The organism is Acidovorax sp. Leaf73 (assembly GCF_916855635.1).
Lineage (GTDB): Bacteria > Pseudomonadota > Gammaproteobacteria > Burkholderiales > Burkholderiaceae_C > Acidovorax > Acidovorax facilis.
The window spans coordinates 275,771-288,640 of record NZ_CAKASI010000007.1; the positions used below are offsets into that span (position 1 = coordinate 275,771).

Genomic DNA, 12,870 nt, shown 5'->3' on the forward strand with positions numbered 1-12,870 from the left:
GCCAAGCGCGCTGATCGCCTATCGTTCAGGTGGAGCTTCCTCCAGCCCTCACTTCTTTCCATGCCACTGCCCGCCGCTGCCAGCCCAGCCGCCCCTGAGCCCACGCCCTTGCCCCCCACCACCGACAAGCCCCGCCGCAGCCGACCGCCCACCCTGTCGCGGGCTGCCTGGAAGCAGTTCATGGGCGTGGCCCGGCCCTACTGGGCAGGCGACAAGAAGCGCACCGCCTGGGGCCTGATGGCACTGCTGATCGCCCTGATGGTGTGCGAGACCCAGCTGGCCGTCATGCTGATCGACAAGACGGGGGAGATGACATCGGCCCTGGCGGCCAAGCAGGCCGACCGCTTCTGGATCGCGGTGCGCACCAGCCTTGTTGTTCTGGCATTCGCGGTGCCGGTGTACGCCTTTTATTACTACATGCGCGATGCGTTTTCCAACCACTGGCGGCGCTGGCTCACCCACCGTTTCCTGGATGGCTATCTGAGCGAACGCAAGTACTACGAGATCGGCGCGGGCGGCGACATCGACAACCCCGACCAGCGCATCAGCGAAGACATCAACACCTTCACCAGCCGGTCCACGCACTTCCTGCTGATTTTCATCGGCTCCCTGATGCAGCTGGTGGCGTTCAGCGCGGTGTTGTGGTCCATCTCCAAGACGCTGGTGGCTTTTTTGGCGGTGTATGCCCTGCTGGGCACCTTCGGGGCGCTGTACTTTTTTGGCGCGCCGCTGATCCGGCTGAACTTCTGGCAGATCCGCCGCGAGGCAGACTTCCGGTTCGGGCTGATGCGGCTGCGCGAAAACGCCGAATCCATCGCCTTCTACCGGGGCGAACCCCAGGAGCGCGTGCAGATCGACCACCGGTTCGAGGCTGCGTTTACCAACTTCGCCCGGCTCATCAAAAAGCAGCTCTCGCTCAACCTGTACCAGCGCTCTTTCAGCCAGCTCACCTTGATCCTGCCCAGCATCCTCCTGGCCAATGCGGTGCTGTCGGGCGAGCTGGAGGTGGGCCGGGCCATCCAGGCGGCAGGCGCATTTGCCGCCGTGCTGGGCGCCATCTCGCTGATCGTGGACAACTTCGAGAGCCTGAGCCGGTTTGTGGCGGGCATCGACCGGCTCCATACCCTGTCGCAGGTCGTGCTCAAAACCCCTGCCGCGCCCACCCCCTGGGCCGAGCCCGCCCCAGCAGGCCAGCCTGCGGACGATGCGACGCCCGCGATCAACGCCCACGACCCCTCCGAGCCCCCACCGCAAATCACCACCCGCATCGGCGACACGCTGGCCATCGAAGGGCTCTCGCTTTACACCCCCCACTTCGGCCGCCTGCTAGTGGCCGACCTCTCGCTGCAGCTACAGCCCGGCGACGCGCTGCTCATCACCGGCCCCAGCGGCTGCGGCAAAAGCTCGCTCTTGCGTGCCATTGCCGGCCTGTGGCACACGGGCAGTGGCACCGTGCAGCACCCGCCCCTGGAAGACATGTTCTTCCTGCCCCAGCGCCCCTACATGCAGATTGACACACTGCGCAGCCAGATCATCTACCCGAGCAAGCAGACGGCGCTGAGCGACGAACGCCTGCTGGAGCTGCTGCAGGAGGTGCACCTCGAATCACTGTCCGAGCGTGTGGGTGGGCTCAACGCGTCCTACGACTGGGAGAAACTGCTGTCCGTCGGCGAGCAACAGCGCCTGGCCTTTGCCCGCGTGCTGGCGCGCCAGCCCAGCATCGTCATCCTGGATGAAGCCACCAGCGCGCTGGACAGCGCCAACGAAACCGCCCTCTACGAACGCCTGCGCGCCAGCGGAACCACCCTCATCAGCATCGCCCACCGCCCCGCCGTGCTCAAACACCACACGCACGTGCTGGAGTTCAAGGGCGAAGGGGCTTGGGAGCTGCACGCGGCAGCGGACTTCAGATTTGATAGCTGAGCGCGGCGGCTCAAGCGACGGCGGGGCAGCTTCGCCCGATGAGAGCAGGTCGGGTTACGCTTCACCAATCCGGCCTACATGACTTCCGCAATGACCGACTTTGAGATCTACACACCCACAGCAGAAGAAGTTCACTCCGGCGTCTTAGGCCGTCGGATGCGGCAATTCAACTACGGGTTCGTCGGTGAGTACGGCCAGTCCCAGCCGGTGTGGGTGAGCGCGCGTGACGCGCAGGGCGAATTGGTCGGCGGGCTGCGCGGATTCGTGTTTTTGGAGTGGCTGAACGTGGAACTGCTGTTTGTGGACGAAGCCGCCCGGCACCATGGAGTGGGCCGCAACCTGCTGGCCACGGCAGAACAGAAAGCCCGCAACCTGGGCGCGCACAGCGTGACGCTGAACACCTTTGAGTGGCAGGCGCGCGAGTTCTATCTTAAACAGGGCTATGAGGAGTTTGGGCACATCGACAACTACATCCAGGGATTTCAGCTGGTGTATTTGAAGAAGGCTTTGATGTCCTGATTTCCAGGGCTTGGATTGCCAACGTGGCAGGTCCGACTGCGCCCACCCACCCCACCAAACTTACGATCAACTTCCCAGCAGCATTTCGTACCTTGGCGTGTCTGACAACGGATCTGCAGACAGCACCAGCCCCTCAAAAAAATGGCGATCCTGGTCAGCCAGCAGGTGCGCTGCCTCCTGGTGCAAAAGGAACAGCACCTTTGCATAGGTTGGGTTGTGGTCCCTGCGAATCTGAACCGTAGCGCTCAATTCGGTCCAAACGCCACCGTTATCCCGAACCCAGTACGCATAGGTCACGTCCAACGTCCTGCCCGGAAACTGCCTCTGGAGCTCCTGCTCATCCAGGCTGTGTCCAATGCTCCTACTGTACTCACGCAGGGCAGAGAGCAAAGTCTCCACATCCTGGCAAGACGGCTCAGAAAAAGACCAGGGGAGATCACGAAGGATTGACGACGGAAGACTTTGAGCCAAAGACGGCCTCGCAAAAAATGAGACAGCGCCAGCGGTATGCCAGAGGAAGTGCCGCCTTGAACTCATGGGCGGTGATACACGATCATCGGAGGGTAACAGTCCCCACGATCCTGTCGAAGACTTGGCAGGCCTATCAAACCGCAAGTGCTGCTACCTCCGCCTCCAGCACCAGCGCAGTCGCCACATCCGCCCCGAAATTCATCAAGCGCTTGCGCATACAGATCACCGCCTTGTCCTTGCTCAGCAAAATCGCCCGGTGTGCCGCCGCCAGGTCGATGAACTTCTGGTCGTCCGCGTCCTTGCAGACATAGGGCACCTTGGGCGCGATCTCCACCAGCCGCGCCTGCGCATCAAATGCAGCGAGTACCTGCGCTGCATCCACGCGGTAGTAGTCCATGCGCCCAACGATGTGCGGATAGGCCAGCACACGCTCCAGTTCGTCGCGCATGACCTGGGTCGCTATCCAGGCCAGGCGCCCTTGGGCCAGCAGTGCGCGCAGGGGGGCGGTGCGCGGGTCGCTGAAGATCAGCAGGTCGAGCGCGACGTTGGTGTCCACCACCACAGGGCGGGCGGGTTCGCCCTGTGCGGCCTCGGCGGGCAGGCGCAGTTCAACCTGCATTGCGCGGGTCGTTGTCAGGGGCGGGTTTTGCAGCACGGTCGCGCACCGCGCCCTTGATCATGTCGAAGCGGAAGAGGCGGCATTCGATGGGGCCGTTCCACATGGGCACGCGGCGCGATTCCTTCAGGCGCATCTTGCCGGGCAGCTTGAGGTCGGGTGTGAGCATCCAGGCCTGCCAACCAGCGTAGTTCTTCTTCCAGTGCGAGGCCAGCTGGCTGAAGAATTCGCCGCCATCCTCGGTCTGCGCCTCTTCCCGACCCACGGCCATGCCCTGGGCACGGTCGGCGGCGCGCTCGCTGGCGTTGCGGCCTGCGCTACCTGCGGCAGCAATGCGCTCGCCATAGGGCGGGTTCAGCAGCATCACGCCAGGCTGCTCACAGGGCGGCATGCGCTGCAGGGCGTCGCCGCCGCGCAGCTGCACGGCATCGGCCACGCCTGCGCGCTCAGCATTGCGCTGCGCAAAATCGACCATGCGGAAGGCCACATCACTGCCAAACAGGGGTACAGCGCTTGTCTGTATTGCGCTTTCAGCTTCGTTTTTAATAGCATCCCAGACATGGGCCTGGAACGGCAGCAGCTTCTCGAACGCAAAGCGCCGCAGCATGCCCGCCGGGATGCGGCAGGCGATCTGCGCGGCTTCGATCACGATGGTGCCGCTGCCGCAGCAGGGGTCGTAGAGCGGCTGGGGGTTGTCGCCGTGCGGGTCCCAACCACTGGCGGCGATCATGGCGGCGGCCAGGGTTTCCTTGAGCGGGGCGTCGCCCTTGTCCTCGCGCCAGCCGCGTTTGAACAGCGGCTCGCCGGAGGTGTCGATGTAGATGGTGGCTTCGTCGGTGGTCAGGTGCAGGTGGATGCGCACATCGGGCCACTGGGTGTTCACGTCGGGGCGCACCCCGCTTTTGGCGCGAAAGCGGTCGGCCACCGCGTCCTTGACCTTGAGACCTGCGAAGTTGAGGCTCTGCAGCGGGCTGTGCTGGGCGGTCACCTCGACCTTGAAGGTCTGGCGCGTGGTGAACCAGATTTCCCAGGCCACGTCGCTGGCCATGGCATAGAGATCGTTCTCGGAGCGGTAAGGGCGGTGCGCCAGTTGCACCAGCACGCGCTGGGCCAGTCGGCTGTGCAGGTTGAGCAGCAGCGCCTCGCGCCACGAGGCGCGCAGCAGCACGCCGCCGCGGCCGACCAGCAGGTCTTGCCCCGTGAGGCCGGTGATGCCATGCACCTCATCGGCCAGAAAGCCCTCCACACCAGCGGCGCAGGGGAGAAAAAGTTGGAGTTGGTTCATGTCGATGGGGAGGATACGCGCTCAGACAATGCGTGGGAATCCGGCGTTCCCGCGCGGGCCAGCAGCAATTGGCGGATGGATTCGGGGATCGGCGCCACCTTGCGGTCGGCCTTGCCGATGAAGACGATGCCGATCTTGCCGCGCGCCACCTCGCGGCCTGAGGTCTTCTCGGTCATGCAAAAGACCAGGTCAAACCCATAGCGGTTGAAGTCCGCAGGCGCCATCTCCACGCGCATGGTTTCACCGTGGAAACCTTCGGACTTGTACTGCGCCACGATGTCGCCGACCACGATGGACAGCCCGCCCACGTCGGCCTCGGGGTAGCCCAGCGACTGGAAGAAGCGCACCCGCGCTTCAGAGACCAGGCTCAGCAGTTGCGCGTTGTCCAGGTGCCCGCCTTGGTTGACGTGGCTGATGTAGATCTGCAGCTCGGTGGCAAAGCCAAAGTGCGGGGGGAGGTCGAAGACGATGCGGGCCATGGTGGGGTGGCGGATAGAAAAACGAAAAATTCAAACAGGGCGAGCCATGCGCCCCCAACCGGGGTACCTACAGCGCCTTGCGCAGGTTGGCCGGCGCGATCTTGAGCGCCTCGCGGTACTTGGCCACGGTGCGGCGTGCGCACTCGATGCCCTGTTCCTTGAGCATCTCGGCGATCTGGCTGTCGGACAGCGGCTTGGCGGGGCTTTCTGCGGCCACAAACTGCTTGATGAGGGCGCGCACGGCGGTGCTGGACGCGTTGCCGCCGGTCTCGGTACCCAGGCCCGAGCCAAAGAAGTACTTCAGCTCATACGTGCCAATTGGCGTGGCCATGTATTTGGCGGTGGTCACGCGGCTGATGGTGGATTCGTGCAGGCCCAGTTCGTCGGCGATGTCGCGCAGCACCAGCGGGCGCATGGCCAACTCGCCGTGGGTGAAGAAGCTTTTTTGCCGCTCCACGATGGCGCGCGAGACGCGCAGGATGGTGTCAAAGCGCTGCTGGATGTTCTTGATGAACCAGCGCGCCTCCTGCAGGCGCTGCTGCATGCCCTGGTGGCCCTCGCCGCCCTTGTGGCCGCGCAGGGCACCGGCGTAGATGTCGTGCACGCGCAGGCGCGGCATCACATCGGGGTTGAGGCTGACGATGAAGTTGTGCTGGCCGTCGCGGCCGTTAGCGCGCCCGGCTTTGCGCACGATGACATCGGGAATGATGATGTTGCGCTCCACGTCGGCAAAGCGACGGCCGGGGCGAGGCTCCAGGCGAGCGATCAGCCCCATGGCGGCGCGGGTGCGCTCTTCGCCGTCGCCACACAGCTGCGTCAGGCGGCGGATGTCGCGGCGGGCCAGCATCTCCAGCGGCTGCTGACAAATGCGCAGCGCGGTCTGCACCGTGTCGGGGTCAGCATCGCTGTCCTCGTCGGCAGCCAGCGCCGTGAGCTGCAGCGTCAGGCATTCGGCCAGGTTGCGCGCACCCACGCCGGTGGGCTCCAGGCTTTGCAGCAGGCGCTGGGCCACGGTGAAGCGGTGCACCAGCTCTTCAATCTGCTCCAGGTCGTCCGGCCCGGCCAGGCTGATGGCCAGATCTTCCAGCGGCTCTTCGAGGTAGCCGTCGTCGTTGAGCGATTCAATGAGAAAACGCAGCGCTGCGCGGTCAATCTCTGACAAGCGCAGCGCCAGTGCCTGACGGTGCAAAAAGGCGGTCAGCGATTCATGCGAACGGGCCAGCTCGGTGGCGTCGGCCTCGTCGCCTTCGGAGTCGTTGCGGTTGCGGGCGGGCGCATCCCCGCCCCACTCCGCGTCGTTGGGCGCCATTTCTACCGTGCCGTCACCGCTCCAGTCAGGCTCGTCAGAGCCAGCACTCGGTGTTTCAGCATCATTTTGGCCTTCAGCGCTTGTGCTGCTTGCACTGCTAGCTCCTGAAAATATAGCATCATCGGCGCTGTACTCATCGGGCTGCGCGGGCGTGTCGGCGGCTTCCAGGCCAAACTCCTCGCGCGGAGCTTCGTCGGCATTGCGTTCGAGGAACGGGTTTTCGTCGAGCATCTGCTCGACTTCCTGCGAGAGTTCGAGCGTGGACAACTGCAGCAGCCGAATGGACTGCTGAAGCTGGGGGGTCAATGCAAGATGCTGCGAGACGCGCAGCGAGAGTCCAGGCTTCATCACATCCTGAAGTGTTCGCCAAGGTAAACACGTCGTACCTCGGCGTTGTCCACGATCTCGGACGGCGTGCCCTGCGCGAGCACGCGGCCATCGCTGATGATGAAGGCGTGGTCGCAGATGCCCAGGGTTTCGCGCACATTGTGGTCGGTGATGAGCACACCAATGCCCCGCGCCTTCAGGAAGCCGATGATGCGCTGGATCTCGATCACGGCAATGGGGTCGATGCCGGCAAAGGGCTCGTCCAGCAGGATGAAACGCGGTTGTGTGGCCAGGGCCCGGGCAATCTCGACGCGGCGGCGCTCGCCACCGGACAGGGCCATGGCGGGCGAGGCGCGCAGGTGGTCCACGCGCAGCTCCTGCAGCAGGGCCGTCAGGCGCTCCTCGATGGCGTCGCGCGACAGCGGCTGGCCGTCATCACCACGCTGCAGTTCCAGCACGGCGCGCACGTTCTCTTCGACCGTGAGTTTGCGAAAGATCGAGGCTTCCTGAGGCAGGTACGACAGGCCCAGGCGCGAGCGCCGGTGGATGGGCATGTGGGCCACCGATTGGCCGTCGATGCGGATGTCTCCCTCGTCGCTGCGCACCAGGCCCACGATCATGTAGAACGAGGTGGTCTTGCCCGCGCCGTTGGGGCCGAGCAGCCCCACGACCTCACCTTTTTGCACGACCAGCGAAACGTCCTTGACGACCTTGCGGCTGCCATAAGACTTCGCCAGGTGCTGCACCTCCAGGCGGCTGCCCGCCTGGGAATCAGGCCCCAGGCGGCTACCCGCCTGAGTGTCAGGACCGGTACTCACAGCGGGCCCACTCACTTGGCGCCGCCGCCAAGGCTGTTGCTGGGGCGCAGCGCCGGGGCTGAGGCCGGGGACGCCGCCTCGGGGGCCGCCGCAGCGGGCGGTGGATCTTTGGGGGCCAGCACGGCGCGCACGCGGCTGCCCGGCGCGGGGGCATCGCCCGCAGCGTTGGTGGCGGTGCGCTTGCCGTCCACGGAGAACACGTCGGTCAGGTTGTTGTAGACAATCACGGCACCCGTGATCTCGTCGCTGAGCACAGCGCCCCGGTAGCGGCGCAGCTCGGCACGGGTGATGAAGCGCACGTTGTCGGCCTTGCCGTCGTACTCGATGACTTCGCTCTCGCCTTCGATGAACTCGTCGGGTGCTCCCGGCAGGGTGTCGCGCTTTTGCCGGAAGAAGGCGCGCTTGCCGGGCTCTGCCGTGACCACGCCGTACTGGTAGCCATCGGCATCCTGGCGCACATCCAGCCGCGCGCCGCGCAGCACGATGGAGCCCTTGGTCATGACCACGCGGCCAGAGAACACGCTGGTTTGCTTGAGTTCATCGTGGCGCAAAGCGTCCGCCTCGATGTTCATGGGCTTGGCGCGGTCGGCCTTTTCGGCATGGGCCACACCGAAGGTGCAGGCCAGGGCCGCGAGCAGGAGGATCGGAAGGAGGCGATGGTTCATAGGGCACGAATCTTGCAATCATTGTAGCCACCCCGTCGCGTTCCTCCATGAAAAAAGCCCGCATGTGCGGGCTTTTGCCAATGGGAACCGGCGGCCGGGCGAAAACCGTCAGCCTTTGCGGGCCACTGTCGCCAGATGTTCCACCACCTGCAGCACGTTTTGCATGCTGCCCGCCATGGTGCCATCGGTGTAGAACTTGCCCGCCACACCCATCGAGGGCACACCCTCCACACCGTAGGCGTCCTGCAGTTGCGAAGCACGGCGAACCTGGTTGGACACGCTGAACGAGGTGTAGATTTCCTTGAACTTGGCGGCGTCCACACCCTGTTGGGCCACCCAGGCAAAAATTTCGTCGTCCTTGGCCAGCTTTTGCTTTTCCACATGGATGGCGCGGAACACCTTGGCGTGCAGGGCTTCGAGCTTGCCCATGCCTTCCAGAGCGTAGTACAACTTTTGCTGGGGCACAAAGCTCGCGTTGAAGGCCACGGGCATACGACGGACGGAGACGTCCTTGGGGGCGGCCTTGACCCAGGCGTCGAGCGCGGGTTCAAAGGCGTTGCAGTGGGGGCAGCTGTACCAGAAGAACTCGATCACATCGACCTTGCCCGCAGGCGCGTCGGGCGCTACCGGCTTGTCAAGCCGCCGGAAGTCCTTGCCCTCCTTGAACTGGCGGGCCTGAGCCAGCGCGGGGGTGGCCACTGGCAACGTCAGGGCGGAAGCGGCAACCGCCGAGGCGGCGGACAAAGAAAACTCACGGCGTTTCATGACAAAGACTCTCCTGTTACAGGTCTGGGGGATGTGAGCCATGCCCCCGCAAAAAGTTCAGCCACCCGAAGTCTGGCGCGTCAGCGCTGCACGCGCACCAGCGCCGACTCCAGACCGGCGCCATCGAGCTTCTCCTTGAGCTGCTCGGCGTCGTCGCGTTTGGTGAACGGCCCCACACGCACGCGGAACACCGCCCGGCCATTTTGCTCACGCTCGCTCACGCGGGCCTCCCAGCCCAGCATGGCCAGCTTGGCGCGCTGCGCATCGGCGTCCGCCTGGGTGCGGAAAGCCCCGGCCTGGACAAAGTAGTCGAACGGGTCCAGATTGCCCTTGGCAGCAGCCTTGGCCACGGCCAGATCTCCCAGCGGGTCGGCGCCAGGCTTGGTTTCAGCCTTGGCCTCGGGCTTGCTGGCAGCGGGCTTGGGTGCGGGCGCCGATGCCACAGCCCGCGCATCCGGCGCGGCCGAGGTGGGCGCCGAGGCAGCCACAGCGGGCGGGGCTGCCGGGCGAGCCGGGTTCTTGCCATACAAAGGCGAATTGGGATCCCAGTTCTTGTTCTTCTGGGTCTCGGCGGCGTCCATGTCCACGCCCCGGCCATTGCCCTTGTTGAGGAAGGGCACCGGCACCTTGGTCACGTACACCGCCACAGCCAAGGCAGCGCCCAGGCCCACGATGACCCCAACGATAAAGCCGACGATGGTCCCGCCCGTCTGTTGTTTCTTCATAGTGACTGCTTACATTCTGGCTGGAGCCGACACGCCCAGCACGGCCAGGCCATTGTGCAATACCTGCGCGGTGGCGGCGACCAGCGCCAGGCGAGCCTTCTTCACGGCCTCGTCGTCCACCAGGATGCGCTCGGCGTCGTAGTAGCTGTGGTAGCTGGCGGCAAGGTCGCGCAGGTAGAAGGTCACATCGTGCGGGGCTTCGCCGTCGGCCGCAGCCGTGAGCATTTCGGGGTACTTGGCCAGCTGCAGCATCAGCGCCTGGGCCTGTGGGCCTTCGAGAGCCGACAGATCAACGTCGTGCAGCGAAGCCACGTTGCCACCGCCAGCCTCTTGCCACGCGCGCAGCACCGACTGGATGCGGGCATGCGCGTACTGCACGTAGTACACGGGGTTGTCGTTGTTCTGCGCCACGGCCAGGTCCACGTCGAAGGTGTACTCGGTATCGGGCTTGCGGGAGAGCAAGAAGAAACGCACGGCGTCCTTGCTGGTCCATTCGATCAGGTCGCGCAGCGTGACATAGCTGCCTGCGCGCTTGCTGATCTTGACCTCTTCACCGCCCTTGACCACGCGCACCATGGTGTGCAGCACGTAGTCGGGGTAGCCCTGCGGGATGCCCACGTCGGCCGCTTGCAAGCCCGCGCGCACGCGGGCAATGGTGCCGTGGTGATCCGTACCCTGGATGTTGACGACCTTCGTGAAGCCACGCTCCCACTTGGCGATGTGGTACGCCACATCGGGCACGAAGTAGGTGAAGGAGCCGTCCTGCTTGCGCATGACGCGGTCCTTGTCGTCGCCGTAGTCCGTGCTTTTCAGCCACAGCGCGCCATCTTGCTCGTAGGTCTTGCCATTGGCGACGAGCTTGTTCACCGTGGCCTCGACGCGGCCGCTGGTGTACAGGCTGGACTCCAGGTAGTACTCGTCAAAGTGCAGGTTGAACGCCTGCAGGTCCTTGTCCTGCTCGTTGCGCAGGTAGGCCACGGCGAACTGGCGGATGTTGTCGTAGTCCTCTACGTCGCCGTTGGCCGTGAACTCGCGGTCGTCGGCCTTCACCGTGGCCTTGGCCTTGAAGGCCTCGGCAATGTCGGCGATGTAGTCACCGTTGTAGAAGTTCTTGGCCAGCGGGTTGTCGCTGTCGGTGGGCCAGCAGTCGTCGCCGGGCTTGAAGCCCTTGGCGCGCAGCTGCGTGCTCTTGGTCAGCGTATCGATCTGCACGCCCGCGTCGTTGTAGTAGAACTCGCGGTGCACCTTCCAGCCCTGGGTGCTGAACAGGTTGCAGATGGCATCGCCTAGAGCAGCTTGGCGGCCGTGGCCCACGTGCAGCGGGCCGGTGGGGTTGGCCGAGACAAACTCGACCAGCACGCGCTGGCCGTTGTCGGGTTGATAACCGAAACGCTCGCCAGCTGCCAGCACCTCGCGCACGATTTCCTGCTTGGCGGCGGGCTTCACGCGGATGTTCAGAAAGCCCGGTCCGGCGATTTCAATGGCATCCACCCAGCGGGTGAAGGCGGGCGTGGCCTCCAGTGCGGCCTTGAGCTGTTCACCCAAGGCGCGGGGATTGAGCTTGAGCGGCTTGGCCAGTTGCATGGCGGCGGTGCAGGCGAAGTCGCCATGGGCCGCCACCTTGGGGGATTCAAACGCCGCCTTGGCGCCAGCGCCAGGGGACAGGACTTCCAGCTCGGCTGCAAGCGCAGCGAGCAATTCATTTTTGGCTGTGAGCATCGGCGGATTTTACGGGGCCGGGCCGGGGCGCTCACCGAGCATGCCGCCAGCACCGCCAAAGCAGCCCTGCGCAGCCAGTACGCAACAGATCGTAAAGAATCATGGCCTGGCCTGCGGCGTGTCAGCCCCGTCTCCAGGGCATACGTTGTAATCGGGCAATCCGACGCAGGTTGCGTCAGATGCCACACTCTACTGGAGCCCCTATGAACAAGCTTCTCTCCCTGACAGCCCTGAGCCTGGTCCTTTCGTTCGGCGCAGCCCACGCTGCCGACGCCCCTGCCGCCGGAGCCAAGGCCGCCGCCCCGGCCACGGCAGCAACCCCCGCCACGCCGGCAGCGCCTGCGGCATCGGCCGCCGCGCCCACCAAGCAGCAGACCCGCATGGCCACCTGCAATGCGGAAGCGGCGGACAAGAAGGGCGACGAGCGCAAGGCTTTCATGAAGACCTGCCTGAGCAACAAGCCAGAAACCCAGCAAAACAAGATGAAGGCCTGCAACGCCGACGAAAAAGCCAAGACGCTCAAGGGCGACGAGCGCAAGGCCTTCATGAGCGAATGCTTGAAGAACAAATAAGCCCTGCCAAAACAAAGAAAGCCGCTGCCCGTGAGGGTCAGCGGCTTTTTTCTGGGCGGAACGTCTTTCTTGCGACGCCTACCAGCCCCGCGCCCAGAACACCGCGATCACCGCCACCACGGGCAACACGTGGGACTGGAGCATCACGAGGCGGCGTACCTTGGCCACCTCCTGCGCCGCTGGCAGTGCCCCCGTGCTGCGCAGGGCATGGCGCCAGCGGCGAAACACCAGCGAAGGCCAGAAGGACAGGAGAATCATGACCAGAATGATGGTGATTTTGATGTGAAACAGCGGCTGCGAGAGATACCACGAAGCCCCCTTGATGCCCCAGAGGACACGCGCCACGCCGCTGGCGATCATCAGCGCCCCCGCCACGCCGTAGATCACATCCAGCCGCGCCAGGCGCTCGACCACAGCGGCGTTCATCCACTCCATGCGGCACAGCGCCGCCTGGCTCGATAAAAAGACCACAAAGGTCAGGATGGCCACCAGGTGCAGGGCGGCGAGGACGGCTTCGAGGGTCATGGGGGTTTCCTTTGCAAAACCCAGGACCTCATTGCGCGCGGCTTTTCTGGAGCCCGGGTGGCCGCCATTTTGCTTGAGGAATTTCGCTACCGCCGCGCAACGCGGCATGCCGGTATGCGTGCCACCGCATTGCGCCCCCCAAAAAAAAGCGG

General features: G+C 64.6%; 14 protein-coding genes. 3 read left to right on the forward strand and 11 right to left on the reverse strand.

The window, feature by feature from the left end:
* Positions 1-60 precede the first annotated feature (60 nt).
* Together LPA35_RS23165 and LPA35_RS23170 are read left to right on the forward strand one after the other, a co-directional pair.
* Entirely contained in the window at positions 61-1,923 is a 1,863-nt protein-coding gene (locus tag LPA35_RS23165; RefSeq protein ID WP_370641498.1) for an ABC transporter ATP-binding protein/permease, read from the forward strand.
* A 90-nt stretch (positions 1,924-2,013) separates the two neighbouring features.
* Entirely contained in the window at positions 2,014-2,442 is a 429-nt protein-coding gene (locus tag LPA35_RS23170; RefSeq protein ID WP_218301430.1) for an N-acetyltransferase, read from the forward strand.
* A gap of 66 nt (positions 2,443-2,508) precedes the next feature.
* On the opposite strand, the gene LPA35_RS23175 is transcribed toward LPA35_RS23170, so the two are convergent.
* The 10 genes from LPA35_RS23175 to argS form a co-directional block, all read right to left on the reverse strand.
* On the reverse strand, positions 2,509-2,739 hold the full coding sequence (locus LPA35_RS23175; RefSeq protein ID WP_228899240.1) for a hypothetical protein: 231 nt from the start codon (positions 2,737-2,739) through the stop codon (positions 2,509-2,511).
* Between the two features lie 307 nt (positions 2,740-3,046).
* Positions 3,047-3,532: a putative toxin-antitoxin system toxin component, PIN family gene (locus LPA35_RS23180; RefSeq protein ID WP_228899242.1), complete on the reverse strand. Its 486-nt coding sequence runs from the start codon at positions 3,530-3,532 to the stop codon at positions 3,047-3,049.
* On the reverse strand, positions 3,522-4,814 hold the full coding sequence (locus tag LPA35_RS23185; RefSeq protein ID WP_228899244.1) for a class I SAM-dependent RNA methyltransferase: 1,293 nt from the start codon (positions 4,812-4,814) through the stop codon (positions 3,522-3,524). The genes LPA35_RS23180 and LPA35_RS23185 overlap by 11 nt, the downstream gene beginning before the upstream one ends.
* Complete coding sequence (locus LPA35_RS23190) at positions 4,811-5,293, reverse strand: thioesterase family protein (protein WP_055402488.1); 483 nt, start codon at positions 5,291-5,293, stop codon at positions 4,811-4,813. Before LPA35_RS23190 ends, LPA35_RS23185 begins: the two co-directional genes overlap by 4 nt.
* 67 nt (positions 5,294-5,360) lie before the next feature.
* Positions 5,361-6,950, reverse strand: a complete 1,590-nt coding sequence (locus LPA35_RS23195; RefSeq protein WP_228899251.1) for an RNA polymerase factor sigma-54 — start codon at positions 6,948-6,950, stop codon at positions 5,361-5,363.
* Positions 6,950-7,747 carry an LPS export ABC transporter ATP-binding protein gene (gene lptB, locus LPA35_RS23200; protein ID WP_055402495.1) on the reverse strand — a complete coding sequence of 266 codons (798 nt, stop codon included), beginning with the start codon at positions 7,745-7,747 and terminating at the stop codon, positions 6,950-6,952. The genes LPA35_RS23195 and lptB overlap by 1 nt, the downstream gene beginning before the upstream one ends.
* Positions 7,748-7,758: 11 nt before the next feature.
* Positions 7,759-8,412 carry a lipopolysaccharide transport periplasmic protein LptA gene (gene lptA / locus LPA35_RS23205; RefSeq protein WP_055402492.1) on the reverse strand — a complete coding sequence of 218 codons (654 nt, stop codon included), beginning with the start codon at positions 8,410-8,412 and terminating at the stop codon, positions 7,759-7,761.
* Between the two features lie 108 nt (positions 8,413-8,520).
* Positions 8,521-9,177 (reverse strand): thiol:disulfide interchange protein DsbA/DsbL, encoded by a 657-nt coding sequence (locus LPA35_RS23210; protein ID WP_228899252.1) that lies wholly within the window; start codon positions 9,175-9,177, stop codon positions 8,521-8,523.
* A gap of 80 nt (positions 9,178-9,257) precedes the next feature.
* Positions 9,258-9,902: an SPOR domain-containing protein gene (locus tag LPA35_RS23215; RefSeq protein ID WP_228899253.1), complete on the reverse strand. Its 645-nt coding sequence runs from the start codon at positions 9,900-9,902 to the stop codon at positions 9,258-9,260.
* Positions 9,903-9,911: 9 nt separating this feature from the next.
* Positions 9,912-11,621 (reverse strand): arginine--tRNA ligase, encoded by a 1,710-nt coding sequence (argS, locus tag LPA35_RS23220; RefSeq protein WP_228899254.1) that lies wholly within the window; start codon positions 11,619-11,621, stop codon positions 9,912-9,914.
* Between the two features lie 203 nt (positions 11,622-11,824).
* Between argS and LPA35_RS23225 the strand changes: the two genes are divergently transcribed.
* Positions 11,825-12,193 (forward strand): PsiF family protein, encoded by a 369-nt coding sequence (locus LPA35_RS23225; RefSeq protein ID WP_055397983.1) that lies wholly within the window; start codon positions 11,825-11,827, stop codon positions 12,191-12,193.
* A gap of 78 nt (positions 12,194-12,271) precedes the next feature.
* On the opposite strand, the gene LPA35_RS23230 is transcribed toward LPA35_RS23225, so the two are convergent.
* On the reverse strand, positions 12,272-12,718 hold the full coding sequence (locus LPA35_RS23230) for a DUF2214 family protein (protein ID WP_228899255.1): 447 nt from the start codon (positions 12,716-12,718) through the stop codon (positions 12,272-12,274).
* Positions 12,719-12,870 lie beyond the last annotated feature (152 nt).